Annotated in this window: 22 protein-coding genes; 16 read left to right on the top strand and 6 right to left on the bottom strand. The window is 48.8% G+C overall.

Annotated elements, in window-relative coordinates:
- The first annotated feature begins 224 nt into the window (after positions 1–224).
- From NTE_RS11525 to NTE_RS11450, 15 genes are all read left to right on the top strand, one after another.
- A complete protein-coding gene (locus NTE_RS11525; RefSeq protein WP_158385498.1) occupies positions 225–938 on the top strand; it encodes an N-6 DNA methylase in 714 nt (237 codons plus the stop codon).
- 76 nt (positions 939–1014) lie between these two features.
- Positions 1015–2412 (top strand): Eco57I restriction-modification methylase domain-containing protein, encoded by a 1398-nt coding sequence (locus NTE_RS11520; protein WP_148701148.1) that lies wholly within the window; start codon positions 1015–1017, stop codon positions 2410–2412.
- Positions 2413–2564: 152 nt separating this feature from the next.
- Positions 2565–3068: a Holliday junction resolvase-like protein gene (locus NTE_RS11515; protein ID WP_148701147.1), complete on the top strand. Its 504-nt coding sequence runs from the start codon at positions 2565–2567 to the stop codon at positions 3066–3068.
- A gap of 3 nt (positions 3069–3071) precedes the next feature.
- Entirely contained in the window at positions 3072–3590 is a 519-nt protein-coding gene (locus NTE_RS11510) for a Holliday junction resolvase-like protein (protein WP_148701146.1), read from the top strand.
- A gap of 401 nt (positions 3591–3991) precedes the next feature.
- Positions 3992–4324 (top strand): NADH-quinone oxidoreductase subunit A, encoded by a 333-nt coding sequence (locus tag NTE_RS11500; protein WP_075056017.1) that lies wholly within the window; start codon positions 3992–3994, stop codon positions 4322–4324.
- A 70-nt stretch (positions 4325–4394) separates the two neighbouring features.
- Entirely contained in the window at positions 4395–4916 is a 522-nt protein-coding gene (locus NTE_RS11495) for an NADH-quinone oxidoreductase subunit B (protein ID WP_075054412.1), read from the top strand.
- A gap of 1 nt (position 4917) precedes the next feature.
- A complete protein-coding gene (locus NTE_RS11490; protein ID WP_148701145.1) occupies positions 4918–5598 on the top strand; it encodes an NADH-quinone oxidoreductase subunit C in 681 nt (226 codons plus the stop codon).
- A gap of 90 nt (positions 5599–5688) precedes the next feature.
- Positions 5689–6768, top strand: a complete 1080-nt coding sequence (locus tag NTE_RS11485) for an NADH-quinone oxidoreductase subunit D (RefSeq protein WP_420835309.1) — start codon at positions 5689–5691, stop codon at positions 6766–6768.
- Positions 6769–6772: 4 nt separating this feature from the next.
- Positions 6773–8038: a complex I subunit 1/NuoH family protein gene (locus NTE_RS11480; RefSeq protein ID WP_148701143.1), complete on the top strand. Its 1266-nt coding sequence runs from the start codon at positions 6773–6775 to the stop codon at positions 8036–8038.
- On the top strand, positions 8035–8535 hold the full coding sequence (locus NTE_RS11475; protein WP_148701142.1) for an NADH-quinone oxidoreductase subunit I: 501 nt from the start codon (positions 8035–8037) through the stop codon (positions 8533–8535). The genes NTE_RS11480 and NTE_RS11475 overlap by 4 nt, the downstream gene beginning before the upstream one ends.
- Positions 8528–9055: an NADH-quinone oxidoreductase subunit J family protein gene (locus NTE_RS11470; protein ID WP_148701141.1), complete on the top strand. Its 528-nt coding sequence runs from the start codon at positions 8528–8530 to the stop codon at positions 9053–9055. The genes NTE_RS11475 and NTE_RS11470 overlap by 8 nt, the downstream gene beginning before the upstream one ends.
- Positions 9052–9354, top strand: coding sequence for an NADH-quinone oxidoreductase subunit NuoK (gene nuoK, locus NTE_RS11465; protein WP_148701140.1), 303 nt, complete (start codon positions 9052–9054; stop codon positions 9352–9354). Before NTE_RS11470 ends, nuoK begins: the two co-directional genes overlap by 4 nt.
- Before the next feature lie 30 nt (positions 9355–9384).
- On the top strand, positions 9385–11157 hold the full coding sequence (locus NTE_RS11460; protein ID WP_148701139.1) for a complex I subunit 4 family protein: 1773 nt from the start codon (positions 9385–9387) through the stop codon (positions 11155–11157).
- 2 nt (positions 11158–11159) lie between these two features.
- Positions 11160–13193: an NADH-quinone oxidoreductase subunit 5 family protein gene (locus NTE_RS11455; RefSeq protein WP_148701138.1), complete on the top strand. Its 2034-nt coding sequence runs from the start codon at positions 11160–11162 to the stop codon at positions 13191–13193.
- A gap of 16 nt (positions 13194–13209) precedes the next feature.
- Complete coding sequence (locus tag NTE_RS11450) at positions 13210–14721, top strand: NADH-quinone oxidoreductase subunit N (RefSeq protein WP_148701137.1); 1512 nt, start codon at positions 13210–13212, stop codon at positions 14719–14721.
- Between the two features lie 138 nt (positions 14722–14859).
- On the opposite strand, the gene NTE_RS11445 is transcribed toward NTE_RS11450, so the two are convergent.
- Positions 14860–15723 carry a polyprenyl synthetase family protein gene (locus NTE_RS11445; RefSeq protein ID WP_148701136.1) on the bottom strand — a complete coding sequence of 288 codons (864 nt, stop codon included), beginning with the start codon at positions 15721–15723 and terminating at the stop codon, positions 14860–14862.
- Positions 15724–16546: 823 nt separating this feature from the next.
- Here NTE_RS11445 and NTE_RS16695 point away from each other — a divergent pair.
- Positions 16547–16714, top strand: a complete 168-nt coding sequence (locus tag NTE_RS16695) for a hypothetical protein (RefSeq protein WP_158385492.1) — start codon at positions 16547–16549, stop codon at positions 16712–16714.
- Between the two features lie 1492 nt (positions 16715–18206).
- Here NTE_RS16695 and NTE_RS11435 read toward each other — a convergent pair.
- The 5 genes from NTE_RS11435 to NTE_RS11415 form a co-directional block, all read right to left on the bottom strand.
- Positions 18207–18614, bottom strand: coding sequence for a hypothetical protein (locus NTE_RS11435; RefSeq protein WP_148701135.1), 408 nt, complete (start codon positions 18612–18614; stop codon positions 18207–18209).
- Positions 18615–18627: 13 nt separating this feature from the next.
- Positions 18628–18810: a hypothetical protein gene (locus tag NTE_RS11430; RefSeq protein WP_148701134.1), complete on the bottom strand. Its 183-nt coding sequence runs from the start codon at positions 18808–18810 to the stop codon at positions 18628–18630.
- 100 nt (positions 18811–18910) lie between these two features.
- Positions 18911–19288 (bottom strand): hypothetical protein, encoded by a 378-nt coding sequence (locus NTE_RS11425; RefSeq protein WP_148701133.1) that lies wholly within the window; start codon positions 19286–19288, stop codon positions 18911–18913.
- 5 nt (positions 19289–19293) lie between these two features.
- Positions 19294–19728, bottom strand: coding sequence for a hypothetical protein (locus NTE_RS11420; RefSeq protein WP_148701132.1), 435 nt, complete (start codon positions 19726–19728; stop codon positions 19294–19296).
- Entirely contained in the window at positions 19725–20141 is a 417-nt protein-coding gene (locus NTE_RS11415; RefSeq protein ID WP_148701131.1) for a hypothetical protein, read from the bottom strand. Before NTE_RS11415 ends, NTE_RS11420 begins: the two co-directional genes overlap by 4 nt.
- Positions 20142–20507: the final 366 nt, after the last annotated feature.

The raw sequence follows: 20507 nt of genomic DNA, 5'->3' as shown, positions 1-20507 counted from the left end.
GTGAATCACAGTATTCGCAAAGCAGGATAAAGGACATTCACTGTAGCCAGTTTATTAGTAGGTTTGAAGAGCTCTGGCTTCTATCAAAAGAGAGCTTCGAACAGGGACTACTAGATAAGGAAGCTGAAAAATGGGGCAAAAAGACAAAGAAGACGCCGGTAGATAAACAACTTTTATCAGACTTCACTAGGTTTCGAGAGATTCTATCCAAGAGCATTACGAGATTGAACCAAAACAAAAGCTTGAGTCAAGAAGATCTCAACGAATCTACCCAGAGGATCCTAGACAGGTTAATGTTTATTCGTTATTGTGAAGACAGAGGTCTAGAAGAAAAGAGACTCATCTCCAATGTAAGAGAATGGGCTAGCAGAGGGAAAGGCCAGCTTGTTAGAAGTATCAGAGAGGTGTATTCTTACTTTGATAAATACTACAACAGCAAAATCTTTGCCAAGCATCTTTGCGATGAACTAGAGATAGACAATGATGTTCTTTATGAGATAATTGAAGGGCTGCATTTTACAAGTGATAGATCGATTTCCTACGACTTCTCTGCTATCGAAGCTGATGTACTTGGGAATATCTACGAACAATATCTAGGCCATATCCTAAAGAAAACATCCAAGACAGCGAAACTCACTGAAAGTCAGGCCCATAGAAAGGAGCAGGGTATCTTTTACACCCCAATATTCATAGTTGATTACATTGTTAGGAATACACTTGGAAAGTTGCTTGAAGACAAGAAAATCAACATTGAAAAGATTAGAGTTCTAGATCCTGCGTGTGGATCCGGTTCATTTTTAATTAAAGCCTTTGATATATTGAATGAACATTACCTACGGCATGACAAGGATTATGCGCAAACTCGGTTGGATTTGCCTCTGAAGATTCGGTATATACCAAGAAGCTTCAGATTGTTCAGAATAATATCTTCGGTGTAGACTTGGACAGGCAAGCAGTGGAGGTTGCTCAACTAAATCTTCTGTTAAAGGTGACAAAGGCAGGAGATTACCATTATTGCAACAGAACATAAAACAGGGTAATTCGCTGGTTCATAGTTCTCTGAATTCAGAGGATAGACCATTCGATTGGGGGAGTCAATTTTCAAAAATACTGAAAGATGATGCTGATGGCTTTGATGTTATAGTAGGCAATCCACCCTATGTCAGACAAGAAGAGCTTTCTTCGATCAAGCCATACTTGGAAGCTAGTTATCAGGTTTATCATAGCATGGCAGACCTATTCGTATACTTCTTTGAAAAGGAGTTGAAATTGCTTAAGGAAGGCGGTTACCTGGGGATGATTGTTTCAAACAAGTGGTTGAAGGCAGGTTACGCATTGAAACTCCGGCGGTTGCTCAGGAAGTATTGGATTGAACAATTTATCGACTTTGGTGATCTGAAAGTCTTCCCAGATGCGACCACATATCCATGCATTATAATAATGAGGAAGATTGAGAAAGAGAATCCAAAGATCAGAGTATGTTTGGTAAGGAGTCTTAATTTCCCTTCATTAGAGAGTTATGTGAAAGAGAACGAATTTACTGTAAACCAGCACCAATTAGATGATAACGGCTGGAATTTTCAAAGCAATGATATTGCAAAGTTACTGGCAAAGATTCGGTCCCAAAGTATTTCATTGAAAGAGTACACCCGTGATGAGGTATATCGTGGAATAATAACAGGATTAACTGAAGCCTTTGTCATAGATAAAGACACCAAAGATCTCCTTATTCAGGAGGACAGAAAATCAGCAGAGATAATCATGCCCTTCCTAACTGGAAAGGAGGTTAGGCGGTATGGAATTAGTTTCAAAGAAAAATATGTTATACTGACTAGGATTGGAGTCGATATTCAAAGGTATCCAGCTATACTCAAGTGGCTTTCCAAGTTTAAACCAGAATTAGAAAAAAGATGGGATAAAGGAAATTATTGGTATGAGCTAAGAGCGTGTGACTACTATGATCTGTTTGAAAAACCAAAATTAATCTATGGTGTGATTACAGTTGCTCCTAGATTTGCAATAGATACAAAAGGGTACTTTGCAAATAACGCTAATTTTTTTATCCCTACTGAAGACAAGCAGCTGCTTGCAATTCTTAACTCTAAATTAGGATGGTTCTTGATTATGAATACGTGCACTCAAGTTCAAGACGGATACCAGCTTATTTGGAAATATTTTGGGAATGCACCTATTGCAAAGAAACGAGATCCTGAATTAGAAAAATTAGTTGAAAGGATGCTAATATTAAACAAACAATTGAGCGAGCTTGGCGATAAAAGGACTGATGAAAAGGCGAGAATAGAAGAGGAAGCAAAGAAACTTGATACTGAAATCGATGAGCTAGTTTACAAATTGTATAGTATTACCGAGGAAGAAAAGAATGTCATTGAAGAAAGCCTTAACTTGAAGTGACATGTCGCTGATTCCAAACCAAACTGAGATAACTTTCATAAATCTTGATATCAGCTAAACTACATGCCCGCCCTCAATCAGGCCAAGTTATTGCGAATATAGGTTGTTCAACAAGGTGCGTAGAAAAATGTCACATACTAAAATACTTAAGCATGGCAGCTCTGGGAAGATTTATTCACTTGGAAAACAGGGAGACCATAGAGTCATTAAGAAACTCTGAACTTATTGGTACCTGCCTGAATTGTGGCCGAGATTTTCCTCTTTCGAGAGCTATCTTGTTTGATGGACTAGGCAAATTCCCTGATGAAGCAAAAGCCATACGCCAACAGTTGTTAAACGAATTAAAGGAGCAGGCAGAGGAATTAACGAAACGCAAGCTTTCTGTAGAGGGCGCGGAACAAAAAGCTATCTATGTAAGCATTGGGAAGATTGTTGAAAAGATAGTACCTGCATACCGCGACTTTAACTTTCCATTGTCTGATTGTAGACCACTGTTTGAACCTATTGACATGGTAGTATTCAAAGGGGCAAGCAATCATGCCGTCGATTATATCACATTCCTTGAAATTAAAACCGGTAAGGCACAACTAAGTAAACGCGAGAAGTCGATCAAAGAGGCTGTAGAAAAGAGAGAAGTGAGCTACAAAGAGGTATAGAGATTGGCAAACGATATCTTGGAGCTATTCCAGTCTTTTAGGACTATTCTTTGCTTGTGTCCATACTGCAACCAAATCCAACGCCTTTCCGATATTAACCCCAGATACGGGGGCAGAATTAAGAAGACATGGCTTGACATTTACGAATCGCGAGTAAAAGCTTTGGAAAAGAAAGTTGAAGCATTTGAGGAAAAGGCTGAAGAACTTAGACAGAGCGCTACTGAGAAAGGCAGGAAGCAGGTGCCAGACATACTCCGAAGATCAATGAGCATAGAGTTTATGAACTTATCATACAATCCTTATGACATCAAGGCACTTATGCATCCTGTGGATTTCATCATATTTGATGGTCTTCACAGTGCTGAAAATGTGAAAGAAATAATTTTCCTTTCAAAGAAAATAAGTAACAACGGTCTGAATAAAATAAGAGAGTCCATCCGGGATGCCATAAGGAATGGTAGTTACAACTGGCAAGTTGCCAGAGTTGATCTGGAAGGCAAAATAACTTACCATCAAAAATAACTAGGAATAAAGTTTGAAAACATTCTTCTTGCATTAGCCAGATACTTTCAGAACATAGCTTGATGGCTCTGATTTTTTACAACAGAAGATGACACACTAGTTATCAAGACTCCTGCTAAGAACAGTATATTGTTGAACATTGACGACATTTATACCGTGAAGAAAACGAACCCATTTAAGATGTTTGACAAAAACGTCAGAGTTCATCTTGATACGTGTTGCATATAATATTACTCCCGGTCTAACAGCACCCCGTTATGCAACAAAATCGAAAGATAATTAATTGGTTAACCGATTGACGATTGCCGCGCGCAATTCTCGTTAAGTTTTTATACCTTCGCTAGGCCAGCATGGGTGACTTGGCTGGGGAGACCGCTGCAGACTTTACACCAATTCTTTACATGCTGGGCTTCGGTCTTGTAGCCTCGGTGCCCGCTCTTATCCTGTCAAGGCTGGTGTCTCCAAGGCGCCGGTACAATCCCGTCAAGTTCCTGCCGATGGAGTGCGGACAGATGCCTACAGGCGAAGGCCGCTCTCATTTCATGATGCAGTATTATGCTTACATCCTCATGTTCGTCGTCTTTGACGTCATGTCCATCTTTCTGTACGCATGGGGCACGGCCCTCTTTAACATCCCAAGGACCGCCACGCTCCCGATAATCGCTTTCCTTGGAATCATGTTTGCAGCGATGGGCTATGCTCTGTATCTTGCAGGGAGGAAAGGAATTTGGTAAACATCATCATGCTAGCATGTTTTAAATACGGTCACGGCGAAGTACAGGCAGAGGAGGAAAGATTGCGTAAATGAACAAGGAACTGGTAAGCCCAACACCAAACAACTTCAACGTACTTGTGACCAAGCTGTCCGACGTCTTGGTCAGGGCGCTTGACAGACCCCTTGGATACGCGATCAACTGGGGAAGGATCTGGTCTCTATGGCCGGTGCACCTTGAAACGGCGTGCTGCAGTGTCGAGTTTGGAGCCGCCTCGAGCCCGAGGTACGATGTCGAGAGGTTCGGCATCATCGAAGCGTTCGGCTCGCTGCGCATGTGCGACCTTATCGTGGTGCAGGGCACGGTGACAAGAAAGATGGCCCCAAGGCTGAGAATGGTCTACGACCAGATGCCAGAGCCCAAGTACGTAATCGCGATGGGCGCCTGCGCAATCACTGGCGGACTATACATCGACTCGTACAACGTCCTTCCGGGGTGCGACGGCATCATTCCTGTGGACGTCTACGTGCCAGGATGCCCTCCAAGGCCTGAAACTCTTATCCAGGGCTGTATGTTGCTCCAAGAAAAGATCAAGAGACAAAAGATCAAGTAACATGAGCAGCGACAAGGAAGAGCAGAAAAAACCAGCTCCGCCAGCCAAGCCAGCTCCAGCAGCTGCAAAGCCTGAAGATTCTAATGCTACTACTAAACCTGTACCCAAGCCAGCGGCAGCGCCACCATCGCCAGCAGCTGCAAAGCCAGCTCCAGCAGCTGCAAAGCCTGCAGCAGCCGCTGCGCCTCCGGCCGCCAAGAAAGAGCCAGAGCCTCCTGCCTTTGAAAAGGGCATCGCACAGCAACTTGTCACGCGCTTTGGCAATGCAGTCAAGGTCCTCTATATAAGGCCGCTTCGCATCAAGGTCCAAGTCGAGCCCGGCAACCTTATTGAAGTCGCGTCATACATCCGCGACAACATGGGCTTTGACCATGCCGAGTGCGCTTCTGGCACCGACTACCCAAAGGACAGCCAGATAGAGGTCAACTACCACCTTGGCTCGTACACCCGCGACGACCTGCTTGCACACGTCCTTGTTCTCGCTACTCGAACTAACCGCGACGACGCGCACATCCCAAGCTTAATTAACGTCTTCAAGTCCGTGGAGTACCACGAGCGGGAGACGTTTGAAATGCTGGGTGTCTACTTTGACGGCCACCCGAGGAACGAAAGGTTCCTCCTGCCGGAGGACTGGGCCGACATCCCGCCACTGCGCAAAGAATTCAGGATAAAGGGAAGATGATGATAAAAAATGGCAAGCCTTGAAGAAAAGATAGAGGAGACAAGAAAACTGGGACTGCAGGTGGTCAAGGAAACCGAAGACGACCGCCTCATGACGCTTTCCATCGGCCCGCAGCATCCCGGCTCCGGCCACTTTCGCTTTACGGTCAAGGTCGACGGCGACTATATCGTCTACTGCGATCCTGACCCCGGATACGTCCACCGCGGGGAGGAAAAGATGTGCGAGTACCGCAACGTCATCCAGAACATCCCGCATCTTGAAAGGCCGGTAATCCACGACTCGACCAACATCACGTACTCGTACAGCCTTGCAGTCGAGGAGCTGATGGGAATCGAGGTGCCGCGCAGGGGCCAGTTCATCCGCGCCCTTGCTTCAGAGATGAACAGGCAGGTTTACACTCTGTACTGGCTTGCAATCTATGGCATCTTTCTTGGCCACTCGACCATGTTCATGTGGCCGGCAGGCGACCGCGAACTTTTCATCGACCTTCTGGAAAGGCTGACAGGCGCCCGCGTCACGCACGCCTACAACATACCAGGCGGCGTCAGAAACGACATGCCTGACAACTTTAAGGCAAAGTGCCTTGAGCACATCAACTACTTTGAAAAGCGCCTAAAGGAATACGAGGACATTTTCTACAACATGCCGCTCTTCAGGCAGAGGACCGAAGGCGTCGGCGTGCTTTCAAAGGAAGACGCAATAAAGCTTGGAGTTACCGGCTCTGTACTGCGCGCGTCAGGAGTTCCGTACGACATACGCAAGGTGGAGCCCTATGACATTTACAACGAGATTGATTTCAAGGTGCAGTACATGAAGACGGGCGACTCGTTTGCGCGCTCGTACGTGCCGTTCCTTGACATGAAAGAGTCGTGCAACATCATGAGGCAGCTGCTCGACAAGATGCCGTCTTCTGGAGACGTGCGCACGAAACTGCAGCCAAACCCCAAGGGTCCGCCGGGCGAGGCATATAGGCGCGTCGAGTCCGGCAGGGGCGCGTTAGGCTATTACATTGTAAGCGACGGAACTCCCAAGCCGTACAGGGTGAAAATATCAGTGGGCTCGTTCCGCAACATGCTTGCGCTACCTTTCCTGCTTGTGGGCAACAAACTGGCAGACATGCCGTCGATATACTGGTCGCTGAACTACTGGCCCGTGGAGGCTGACAGATAGGAAAATGGCGTACACAGAATCATTCCGCTTTGGCGAATTCATTGGAAGCGTCCTGTGGCTGGTATTCTGGATACTCATCATATTCTCGCTCGTAGGGCTCCCGCTCTTGTTCGTGGTCCTGTTCTACGTGCCGCTGCCGCCAGTCAACGGCGCCCCGCTCACGCCATACCTGTTCTTGACGATGACGGTGGACCCGACACGCACCATCCCGATAATCAAGTACATGATCCACACGGACCTGTTCCGCGTGGCGGCATTCCCCGGCTTTACCTACGCAGCGCTCTTTGCAGCGGTGACCATCTTTGTGGAACGCAAGTTCCTCGCCAAGATGCAGCTTAGGTACGGCCCGCTTTATGTAGGCAAGATAGAGGGCTGGCTTCAGCTCATTGCAGACGGCCTGAAACTCATATCAAAGGAGATAATCGTTCCTTCTGGCGCAGACAAGCCGTTGTTCTGGGCGGCGCCAATTGCGTTTGTATCGACTGCAGCGGCCGTGACTGCACTTATTCCCGTTGCGCCCGGCTGGGTCGTTGCCAACGTCGACGTGGGGCTCTTGGCTGTGTTTGCGATACTTGGGTTCTTCCCGCTCATCGCGCTCCTCTTCTCGTGGGCGTCAAACAGCAAGTACCCGTTCATAGGCGGACTACGCGCCCTGCACCAGATAATCGCGTTTGAAATCCCGTTCATAATCTCTGCGCTGTCGGTGGTCATACTCGCCGGCACGCTCAACCTGACGGGCATCGTCAACGCCCAGATCTCGTCGTACTGGTACATCTTTTTCCTGCCAATAAGCGCGTTCGTGTTCTACCTCTCGTCGCTGGCAGAGCTTGAAAGGATTCCGTTTGACCTGCCAGAGGCAGAGTCAGAGATCGTGGCGGGATGGATAACCGAGACTTCGGGCATGATCTACGGCCTCATCCAGCTTGGCTCGTACGTAAAGACGTACGCGCTTGCCGCACTATTCGTTGTCCTGTTCCTTGGAGGGTGGGCAGGGCCCGTGATATTCCCGCAAGAGATAATCCCTGGCTACACTGGCGACAAGATCTACAACCCAGTCACGCTTTCAGCCATTGTGTGGTTCACCGTCAAGACGTTCGGCGTGATAATGCTCATGCTGCTCCCAAGAGGCATCAGCCCCAGAATCAGGATAGACATACTGCTGCACACAGGCTGGTACAAGCTGATCGTGCTCTCGTTCATCAACATGTTCGTTGCCCTTGCACTAATATATGGCGGCATACTTGGTCCGGGAGGGCTGTTGGTAAGATGAGCGGCACGGCTTCTGGGTTTATCAAGGCAATCGAGTCGGGGTCAAAGCACCTTGTAATCAGGCGCTTTACTTTTCGCTACCCAGAGCAAAAGCTCCGCTTTGTGGGCGACGGCTACCAGTTTGATCCAAAGCGCGGAGTCGGCATCGCCGGATACAGGGGGCGCCACATCCTCATGCACGACAAGTGCACCGGCTGCCAGCTGTGCGCCATCGCGTGCGAGGGCATCGCGGAAGCAATAGGCATGGTCAAGGTCGACGAGAACTGGAAGCAGAACAAGAAATCCATAATGCCGCAGATTGACTATGGCAAGTGCGTGTTCTGCGGGTTGTGTGTTGACGCCTGCCCGTTTTACGCTCTGTTCATGACAAACGATTACGAGCTCTCTGGCTTTACAAAAGAACACCTGATATACACGCCGCAGCAGCTTGAAGTCAAGCCAAAATACGAAGGTGATGTCGAGATCAGGATAACCGACAGGGGTGCTTCGCATGGTTGACCCGGTATTTGTAGGCCTTGCAGTGCTCACCGTCGGCTCTGCCATCATCGCGCTTGAAACACGCGAGCTCATCTACGGCGCAATAGGCCTTGCCATATCGATGCTTGGCATCGCAGGATTTTTCCTGATACTTGACGCGCCGTTTGTGGCCATGTTCCAGATCGCGGTGTACGTCGGCGCAGTCGCGGTGCTCTTGATATTCACGGTCATGCTCGTCAGGACGCAGGCGCTATTTACTACAAAGGAGGACAAGGGAAGAAAGGCAGGCGGCATCGTGCTGATGCTGTTCATAATGGGTGGCCTTGGCGCGCTGCTCTTGGCTTCTGGCCTGAACAGCAGCAACAGTTTTGCCGCGCCGCCCGTCAACTTTATGAAGATAGGCCAGGAGATGCTTACGTACTATGCGCCTGTGCTCATCGTGCTTGGGCTGGTGCTTGCGGGATCGGTGATTGCGGCGCTTGCGCTTGCGCGCAGAGAAGATATTGTGACAGAGCAGGAGGAGGGACAACAACAAGAATGACCGAACTGATTGACTTCCTCATAGTGTCGGTCGCGCTCGTGGCCGTCGGCATATACGGCATCGTAGTCAAGCGCAACGCGATAAGGATGCTGATTTCAATAGAGATAATCGTCAATGCGGCAAACCTTGTGGTTGTCGCATTTTCAAGATCTACCGGCAACGTCCAGGGGCAGGTCTTTGCGCTCTTTTCAATCGCAATCGCTGCGGCCGAAGTCGCAGTGGGGCTTGGGCTTGTGATTGTAGCATACCGCCTCTACAAGGAAATCGACGTCGCTGAATTCAGGAGCATGCGGGGATAGAGAGAGGAAAAAGGGAGAGAGAAGAAGAAAATGGCAGAGTCATATTTCCTGTTGGCAGCGACCTTTATACCCCTCCTTTTGGCGCCCGTTGCGTACGTCATTGGCCGGCGCGCAGGGGCTACAGCCGTCACGTGGTTTTCCTTTGGCGCACTTGCGATATCCACTGGTCTGCTGTTCATCCCGACGATGCTCCTGCACGGGGGCATGACCTCGTATGTAGAGACGTACAAGTGGGGGCAGTTTGGCGACTTTGGCCTGAGGCTTGATGGCCTGGCACTTCCGTTTGCATTAATCATCTACGTGCTGTGCACCGTGCTTGCCATCTATTCAAAGCCGTACATGATCCACAAGATAATGGAGGACATGCCCGGCCACGGCAAGGCCGGCGACGGCTCCTCATCATCCTCGTCCTCTTCCGCTCCTTCTCACTCTTCTTCGCATGAAAGCCCCGGCCATGGCGGTGGAACCATGATGCTGCTGAGCCCCGAGCAAAAGCAGTACGTGAACAGCCAGATGGGGCTCTACTTTGCGCTTTATCTGGCGTTCTCCATGGGTATGCTCGGCACGGTCCTTGCGACCAACGTGATCGAGTTCTATGTGTTCTTTGAGCTGATGCTCGTGCCGTCGTTCTTCCTGATCGCCTTTTACGGCTATGGCGCAAGGCGCAGAATAGCCCTGATGTTCTTCTTCTGGACCCACGTCGGCGCAGTCGTCCTGCTGTTGAGCCTGCTTGCCATGGGATTCTTTGCAGGAGGCTATGACTTTGCGACCATAAAGGCCAATGCTGGCAACATACCGCAGCAGTGGCTTGCGCTCATTGTCTTTGGGCTCGTAGCCGGCCTTGGCGTGAAACTTGCCGCGTTCCTGCTCCACATCTGGCTCCCGTACGCCCACGCCGAAGCACCTACGCCAGTATCCGCGCTGCTTTCGCCGGCGATGATCGGCATCGGCGCCTACGCCCTTCTCCGGCTATGGCTGGAACTTTTGACGGGCAGTTACGAGCAGTACAGCCTCTACATCAACATGTGGGGCCTTGCCACCATGATATACGGAGGCGCCATGGCGCTGATGCAGGACGACATCAAGAAGGTGCTTGCGTACTCGTCTATCAGCCAGATGGGCTACATTCTCTTTGGCCTCGGCTCTGAGAGCATACTTGGCATTTCTGGCGCAACCATGCTTTACGTATCACACGGCCTTGGCAAAGCTGTGCTCTTCATGATGGCCGGCTCTATCATCCTGCAGACAGGCACAAGGAGCATGTCAAGGCTTGGCGGCCTTGCAGGCAAGATGCCGTACACGGCAGTCATTGCGTTCATCGGTGCCCTTACAATCATGGGCGTCCCGCCCACAAGCGGCTTTATGGCCGAGTGGACAATGTTCAACGGCGCCCTGCAGACTGCGGCCCACAACGGCGACTGGTTCCGCGCGGCGATGTTTGGCTTTGGCATCATGGCAACGATACTGACGTCCGCATACATACTGTGGATGCTAAAGCGCGTGTTCTTTGGCAAGATCCCTGAAGAGATGGCGCACGTCAAGGAGGCAAGCCCGTACATCACCATGACGATGCTGGTCTTTGCAGCGCTCTCGCTTACGATAGGCATATTGCCGGACCTGTTCCTCAACCCGATAACAGGCTACATACAGGGCATGTTCGCCGGGCATGAAAACGTGCTCCCTCTGCCCGAGCACTCTAATGCAGCAATAGAGCCTGCAGCCGCCCTCGGTCACGAATCCGACGGCGTTTCAATGCAGGAAGGAATCTCGGCACAAACTAGTGGTAATGGAGGCGGAACCTGATAATGGTGGAAACGTTTGCTAATTCAATCAACGTTTGGCTGATATGGATACTCCCGTTTGCAGGTGCTGCTATCATACCTGCAATCGCCAAGGGGAGCAAGAAGGCTCGCGACTACATCGCAGTAGGCTTTGCGCTGGCAAGCGCAATATCCGCTGCAACTCTGATACCCATAGGGCTTGCCGGCCACGAAGTGCACAGCCAGGTTACCTGGATCTCGGCGCTCGGCCTGAAGGCAGGCGTCCTTGCTGACCCGCTTGCCATAGTCATGACCAACGTCGTGGCCTGGATAGCGTTTCTGATATTCGTGTATTCGCTAGGATATATGCACGGCGACCGGGACCTTACTAGGTACTGGTTCTTTATGCTGTTCTTCATCGGCTCGATGCAGCTCATCGTCATATCTGACAACCTGCTCATGGTCTTCTTTGGATGGGAGGGAGTGGGCCTTGCGTCGTACGCGCTCATCGGGTTCTGGTACCACGACAGAAAGAAGGACTATGTCGGAAAGGAAGGCCACATGGCAGGAGGAATCCCTATGTGGACCGCCCCTACGCATGCCGGCATGAAGGCATTCCTCATGACCAAGGCTGGAGACGTCATGATGCTTGCCGGCATGTTCCTGATATTTGCCTATGCCGGCACCTTTGGGTTCAAGGAGCTTGTCGCCGACCAGTCGTGGGCGGCGGCCATGTCGCAGCAGAACCTGCTAGTGCCGGCTGCAGTGCTCCTCTTTGGAGGCGCGGTGGGCAAGTCTGCGCAGTTCCCGCTAAACGAGTGGCTCCTTGAGGCCATGACCGGCCCGACCTCAGTTTCGGCGCTCATACACGCCGCGACCATGGTAAAGGCCGGTGTGTTTCTGGTCGCAAGGCTAGGACCTCTGTTCTTTGCGCTTTCTGCGCTCAACACGAGCCAGTTCTTTGAAGTGGTCGCGTGGACCGGCGCCATCACGGCGTTCCTGCTTGCAACCCAGGCGCTGGTCAGCCCCGAGATAAAGAAGGTGCTTGCATACTCTACCGGCTCGCAGATAGGCTACATGATGATGGCACTTGGCATCGCCGGCATCTCGCTCAACTTTACAGACGGCTACACCGCAGGGTTCTTCCACCTGATGAGCCACGCCATGTTCAAGGCGTCGCTTTTCATGGGCGCAGGAGCGCTCTTGCACAGCGTTGGGTCGCGCTTTATGACCGACATGGGCGGCCTGCGAAAGGACATGAGAAAGACCTACATTTTCATGATGCTTGCCGCGCTGTCGCTTGCCGGCGCTCCGCTGTTTACGTCCGGCTTTTGGAGCAAGGATGCAATATTTGCAGCCATCCTCGAATCAGGATACACCTACTCGTGGCCTCTGTTTGCAATGGCAGTAATAGTCGCCGTCATGACTGCGTTCTACACCATGAGGATGATAGGCATGTCGTTCTTTGGCAACAAGAGCAAGCACCTTGAAGAGATGGAGCACAAGGGCCACCATGTGCACGAAGTGGGTCCTGTGATGTGGGTGCCCTTTGCGATACTTGCCGTGGCGACGATTGCAGTCGGTGTAGTCGGGTTTGTGTTTGAAGAACAGCTGCACGAGCTGTTCAGCGAATATTTGGGCGAGTCGTTTGGAATCGCACCGGCGCACGAAGCAACCGGCAGGACGTTCCTCAACCTCAACCCAATAGCCGCGATTGCATCCGTGGGCGCGTTTGCAGTAGGCGCGGGCCTTGGATTCGTGTTCTACATCGCAAGAAAGGCAGACCCGGAGGCAATCGGCCGCAACATCATCACGAGGGGCATCTGGAAGTTCCTCTACAACAGGTGGTACCTCAACACCGCCCTGTACTGGGGAGGAGTCATCGGGCCGCTTGCAATATACCGCTTTATCTGGCGCTACTTTGAAAGCACGGTAATCGACGGAATAAACCCTGCGTTCCAGGGTGCCATGGCCGGCATGTCCAAAGTCGTCAAGAGCGGCCAGACTGGCATCACCCAGACGTACCTGTTCGTGTTCGCAGTGGGCATCATGATAGTAGTGATGCTGTTGCTGATGTAAAGGAGATGGAGAAAAAATGGTAGAGCTGACCTCAACACCAATACTCGTGACGGTAATACTGGGCGTGGTAGGCCTGGCCATACCCGCCATCGACGCCGGAAGGCGCGAAAAGGGCATCGACCGCAACAAGGTGTACAGCGCAATCGCGTTTGGCGCGCTCGCCGTCGCCATGGGAATCGTGATATTCAATGTGTTCTCCGGCGAGGTGATGCCTGCAGTCGCGTTTGGAACGGACGTGCTCACGGACGACCTGTTCGGCTCATTCTTTGCAGTCGCGCTCTTGCTCGTGTCGCTCATGATGACGGCATCGTCGTGGAACTACTGGAAGGGCAGGTCAAACCCGGCGGCGTACTACTCGCTTATCCTGCTGTCGAGCATCGGCATGGTGCTCATCGCCTACTCGACAGACCTTGTAATGCTCCTGGTCGCGTGGGAGCTGATGTCGCTTCCGACATACGCCTTGGCAGGTTTCCAAAAACGCGACCCGGTATCAAACGAGGCTGCAATAAAGTATTTCATGTTTGGCGCCCTGTCGTCGGCGCTCATTGTCTTTGCAATAGGCCTCGTCTACGGCATGACCGGCACCACAAACATCGGCGACTCTGTAAAAGCGCTGACAAACCTCGACCCGTCGATGATGCCTGTAGGCCTGCTTGCAATCGCGCTATTCATCGCCGGCTTTGGATTCAAGATGGGCCTCGTCCCGTTCCACATGTGGCTCCCAGACGCGTACGAGGGCTCGCCTGCAACCATCGGCGGCCTGCTAGCATCGGGAACCAAGAAGGCCGGCTTTGCAGCGGCTCTCCGCGTTATCGTCTTGGGCATGTTTGCGCTCAACGCCGACTGGACGCTCACCCTTGCGATACTCGCAGTGTTTACTATGACGATTGGAAACCTTGGCGCCATAATGCAGAGGAGCGTTCCAAGGATGCTTGCCTACTCGTCCATAGCACAGGCAGGCTACATCATGATAGGCATTGCGCTTGCGCCATACTCTGACCAGGCGCTTTCCGGCTCGCTTTTCCACATCATAAACCACGCCGTCATGAAGTCGGCAGGCTTCATTGCAGTCGCCGCGGTGGCGATAACGCTTGCCAGCTATAGCCTTGAAAAGTACCGCGGCCTTGGAAGGCGCATGCCAATAACGGCTGCAACGTTTTCAATAGCGCTGCTTGCCCTTGCAGGCGTCCCTCCGCTCAACGGGTTCTGGAGCAAGCTGATGATCTTTGGCGCAGCTATAAACGCGGGCCCCGTGGTAGACTGGGGGCCGTGGCTTGCAATCGCCGGCGTCCTCAACAGCGCGCTCTCGCTTGGCTACTATGCCTGGATAATGAGAAAGATGTACATGGAAGACGCTCCAGACATGAAGAGGGTAAAAGAACCCCGGGCTATGATTGCAGTGCTGGTGTTTGCGGTGGTGTTCATGGTCGGCTTTGGCATCTGGCACGCGCCCCTCATTGACTTTGCGTCAAAGGCGGTGCCTGACCTCAGCTTTATCTCTGGCGCCCACGCTGGCCCGCTGCATTAAGGGTTGCATACGCACAGCAGCCTTGGCGGTGGTTATTGCGCTACTAATAATACTGCTGCAGCAACCCCGAAACTTAAGTACCATGATAGTATGGTGTGCGTGCAGCATATTGCGAGCTTCTGCGCGGGCATAAAAATACTAGATCTGCACTGATGCCAGGTCGGTCATCAACTCTAGATGGCGAATAACCTCGTTGTTTGCCGGCGCCACCTTTAGCAGTTCGTCCTTGGCCTTTGCAGCGTACGACTGGTATAATTTTTCCATCCTGTCGATAAAGTCCTTGGACCTGTCGTTCTGCTTGACCAGCATGTTGAACAGCTTGTCCTCGTCGTTCCAGTCGATGAGGTCGTCGTGGATCTGGTAGGCAATGCCTAGCATGTGGCCAAAGGTCGTCATCGCGTGGATCTGCTCCTCGGTGCCCTCGCCCAGTATTGCGCCTATCTTGGCCGATGTCTCGAACAATGACGCCGTCTTGTAGTCAAGCACCTTGATGTAGTCGTCCTCGGTTATTGCCGGCGCCTTGTTCAGCCTTATCTCCATCATCTCGCCTTCGCTCATGCGCGTTGCAGCGTTTGACAGCTCGTTAAGCACCCTGGGATTCTTTAATTTAGAGCCTATGAAAAGTATGACGCCGAGAACGAAATCTGCGGTAAGGATGCTGCTGTTGTATCCGTATTTTACGTGGAACGACGGCTTGCCCCTGCGGGTATGCTCCTCGTCAATTATGTCGTCGTGGATGATCGATTCTGTGTGCAAAAGTTCGATGGCCGAAGCGGCAAGGTACGCGTCGCCGTTTGCCTTTTTGCCCTTTATCGCCTCTGCCGATAAAACCAGGATTAGCGGCCTGATGCGCTTGCCTCCATCGCAGGCATAGCGCAGTGGCGCATGAAATTCAGACCATGAATAAGAGTCGAGCTCGCGCTTGAGCGCGTCTTCGATTCGAACGAGGTAGTCGCCACAAAGGTCTGTCAGTGGGTTGGCCTCTATGTTTCTCCTGCCCAAGAACTAGCTCTTTCCTTGAGGGTGATTCGATTAGTTGACCATATTAATTTATCACTACATCGATACGAATATGTCAATAACATACAGAATATGGGTGATGCTTGCAGAAAACCTTCTCCATTCTGCTTTTCTATTCTTTTAGTAGAATGTGGAGAGAGAGTGCAAGTAAGTAAGTTTCTTGCTTCTGATTCCTCCCGGGCCTCGACTGTTGCCCATCCTGTGTGCTCTCCTGCTGAACACCCCATCCAGCAATTTCGGGTTAGATGCCGCTGCTATTTCATCCAATATGCCTTCAAACAATCTTCCTGTTCTGTATGCTTGGGTTCCAGCAGGAATGTTTTTGCTGCTGCCATTGTCTGTGGATAAATAAATGCGACAGATGCAGACAAGGCTTGTTCCGCGTGCTATTTTTTTCGACTAGTAGGATAAATCCGTCGCCGCTTCAATGAAGTTATGCAGCAAGGACACGACAAGAGTCGACTTGGACAATTTCTAATATTTTTTGCCAGCCTGTTATATATGCATCCGAAACTCATTGAAAAGTAAAACAACAAGTATCCAAGAGAGAATCGGGAGATCAGGGGGAACTGCCGCTTTTCAAGGCCCTTGCCTGCGAGAGCTAGCCCGTTCCTGACCCCGTCATCTGCATCTGTGTGGGGCGAAGATAAGTTGTGTGGGACCTTACCTTCTTAAGGAGAAGTTTGAATTCATAAAATAAAAATGTCAAGGGTACATCGCAATAATTTTTTTGCTGTCAGTGAAAAGATAGCGCACTGTACTCCTGTCGCTTTTATAATATGCAGCCCGTTTACTTCTCATGCTGATGCCATACGAAATCAGATCAATTGACGACGAGGAAGAAGAAAAGAATGCATTTCCAAAGTACTGCTCAGAATGTTCTAGACCTGCGACAAGCGAAGCCATGTTTGACCTGTGGGGCAGCACAGCCATTCAGTTTTTTTGCAAGCACTGCCTGCCCAAATCAAAATAAATGCCCAGTTGGGCGTGTGTTGCATCATCATGTTCCGTGACGGTTTTCTTCGCTTGACTATTCAAAACCGGACGTGCTCTTTTTTCCTGACACTTTCACGAGCCCTGACCCTTAATCGTTTGTGGCAACAAGGGCACGCAATGCCCTGAAACTTTATGAAGAGCGCGCACCTCTGGCAATATTTGTAGCCTGCTTCATACGGCGAAGGGTAAAAGGTGCGAGTAGTGTCTCTTAACCTTTCACACATGTTTCGACATGCCATCACATTGCCAAGCAAGTTGAACATTATATTCTAGCTGGCACCCCAAGGGGAGGGAGAGGCGGCCAGAGAATCATAGAAAGTCATTTAATCTCTCGATCCCTGGAAAAGGCAGGGGCTGAAAAAGGAACCGTTACCTCTCGTGTACGCTTGATCGTTGTTGTGGCTCATGCTGGAACCTTGTCCCGTTCCAGCGTCAGTCCCCCTTGTTATTTTATTCACAGTTTGAAAGATGTAAAATGAGTGAAATCGTATTTTTTCACTTTGCCTTCCTGCCATTAGAAACTCTGACTTTTAGTAGTGGCCTTTTGAAACATACACGTCGACTGGCGATTGTCTGGGAACCGCCGCGATAACCAAGTTAATCGAGTTTTTTATACCGCGGTGATGCACATCAAATAGCAGATATAACGACTCGCACATGGTCCTGTCTCCACAAGTTGCATCGTTCCGGGGACAGGACCGTTGGTCAAGGAGCTTTTGGAAAGAGGCAATCTCTAGGCACTCATTACACAAGTTATAAAAGAAATGCAAGCATCCTTCCCCTTGGTCAGGGGGAGCGGCTTGTTTGTATCCCTTTTGTCTGTAACAGAGCTACCAGACCAAAATAATATGCTCTCCTGACCACTCTCTATTTGTTATGTCTTTATGCTGCTGCGGTAATTCTGTATCTGCTCTTTCTGGTTCGATGCAATATATGTGTGAAAACATGAGAAAGTGCTCCGGCCGGGATTTGAACCCGGGATCTGCGACTCGAAAGGCAAATTTCTTACCATATCTGGTAATTCGTTCAAATTCCGTCCGTAGCACTTTCTTACAATTAGGGCATATTCCTCAGCTAGGAAAGTATGCAGCTTCTTCTTGACTACACTTTTCATTTTATGTTCATAGCCTTTAGAAACTTGTTTTTCACCTTTCAACCAAGCTAGTTCAGAAGCTGTGAGAAGCGCCATTAATGCGGTATATTGGATTGTTGTTAATTAGAGTTGAGTCTATTATTGGACTTAAAGAGTTAGAGAAGAAGCTACAGAACTAATCTTACCAAATTTGAGATAAGTATGAGGTGAGAGGGTAATGACTCCTCTCACCTCCTGCATGTTCCAAAGTGTCGTTCAAACAGTAGTGTTGTGGGCAATGTAAAATATACTAACTTAAGTATTTAAGTTTATAGGAAAAATCACAAAAAAGCAGGAAAAAAGAGGTACAGTATCATACTAAGGAAGATAAAAGTTGTTAAAATTTGAATTTGTCTATATCTTCAGGTTTTATGCCCATTGATCGCATCATTGCTTCTTCCAATTGCTTATTGAAAATATGGCTCTCGTACTCTGATCTTATACTGTCCATTATTTTGTCAAAGTGGTATTGGATTAACGCCTGTATAGTTGGTTGGGTTATCCTTCCACGTTCATAGTAATACCCGGCAAACTCCGCTAACTCTCTCTGGGTTTTATCGTCTAATGATTGTAATGAAAAGATTGAATCAGTTACTGCTAATTGTGTCTGTAAATCCTCTTCGATATGAACTTGCTCTAACTCCGCTGGAGACTTCTTTCCAACATTAATGTCACCTGCTACCACATTACTAGACTTCTTTGAAAGTGGAATGTCGTCAACATTGAAACTGTTTATGTCTCCCAATCTGCCCACCTTGCTAAAGATACCCAGAATCCATTTTTGGATCAGCTACTATCCGGGGAAAGTCAAAGAATTCTTTTAACTCTTGTTCATTGAATGAAGGCATTTCTCTGCGGATCCTTTCCCATTCTGTTCGGCTGAATGTTCTCTTTTCTTGCTTCTTCTTCCTTGGTCTGCCCATTCTTATTCCCCTAACCATTTACGAAGTACCGATACCTCTTTTGCTATGAGGAATAGCGCAACTCTTTCTAATGCTTCTTCTCTCTCCATGATTGGCGGTATAGTTAACTTGTTCATTTCTATCGCCTGTTTCTCAAAGAGTCGAGAGCTTCAAACGTTGCAAACTTCCCCGCTCGTTGACTCAAATTGTTGATTGCGTTGGTGAGCTTTTCCTTTACTGCATTGTTCGCTTCTTGTTTTAACTCTGAGTAGAGATCTTTGGAGGACTTGCCAATGGCGGTTGTTCTCTGGAGCTCATCATACTTTTTGAGCAATGCCATATTGTCCAGATTGAATATTGAAGAATAGGAGGCTGCCATGTGTTTGATTGCACTCGCCCTCGTCTGTTTTACGTCAAAGCGGAGCGACTTGAATGAATCTAAGTATGTGTCAATCGTTTTGGCAAAGTGGTGGTTGAGGTAGACAGTGCAATTCACGTTATCTTTTATTGTGTCCATTTTTTCTAATTCACCTTTTGCGCTAATCCACCACCAAACTTTTCAAGGATTGGTACTCCGACAGTGTTAACAACTTGTTGCATAGTCTGAAGATATTGAGGTATCTCAGGATCAGCATTTTCAACTTTGACCTTATCAACTTCTTTTTTCTTGGTTTCTGTGTCAACTTCAGTGTCAACTCCAGCGTTATCGCTTAATGTTTTCGAGTCAGCATTGCCAGATACAACCGTCATTAATTCAGGTAAGAATTTTTCAAAGATTTCCTTGAACTTCCCATAAGGTGTGTCTATCCTGAACACTGGCCAGTCTTTGTTCTGGATTGTCTGCTCAAGTACAATGCTACGAAGGATAGGTTCTCCATTAGTTATCAAACCCATTTTTTTGAACTTGTTAATCCCTTCAAAGTCGATATTATCAGCGTCTATAATGTAGACTGTCATTGTTGACCACTTTCTTTTGTTTGCGCCGCTTGTCTTGCACGAACATTTTCCAATGCTTGGTTTTGCGAGTTCTTTAGAAAGGCAATAGTGCAGAATCTACAAAGTGATCCAATCGAGTTGCGACTGATATAACCGTCATTGAATAACTCCCTAGCGTATATTTCAAGAAGCTGGATCTCTTCTGGACTGAAGTAAACGCCAAACTGCTTTTGCTCCGGCTTTTTTGGTTGAACACCTGCCATCTTCTCCAAAAAGTCCACGCCACGCTCGATTATCATGCGCTGAGTTTGGGAATCGATTTGTGGTATGAACGAAGTCGTTTCTTCTTTGCCACTTTGTGCTGTATTAACTTGTTCTGTGCTTTGAGGTAAACTTTCTTTTGTTAAATTATCCGTCAAATTTTCTTCTGTCAAATTATTATATACGATATCATATTATTATTTACACTATTATTTAAATGTTTAACCAAAACTAACAAAAAAGACTAAGATTTGGAATAGTTATTACAGTAGCATGGTCGGTTTTTGGTGAATAATATTGCAACACTATTATTTCTACTGGATACATTGGAGGCACACCGGTGTGACCGGTAAAACACACTATTAATAGTGTAAAATACTAACAATAAACACTAATAATCCATTGGAAAAATGATTTTTAGATCTGCAAATATGTACAAAGAAATAAAAGCAAACGAAAATTGTAGGTTTGATCGCATGAGACAGAATGGTTGAAATTGGTGGTTTTTCGGGATCTTTCTTTTACTTTTACATAACGTT

It is taken from the genome of Candidatus Nitrososphaera evergladensis SR1 (genome assembly GCF_000730285.1).
Lineage (GTDB): Archaea > Thermoproteota > Nitrososphaeria > Nitrososphaerales > Nitrososphaeraceae > Nitrososphaera > Nitrososphaera evergladensis.
The sequence above is the reverse complement of the archived record's forward strand: the minus strand, read 5'-3'. Positions and strand labels throughout refer to the sequence as shown.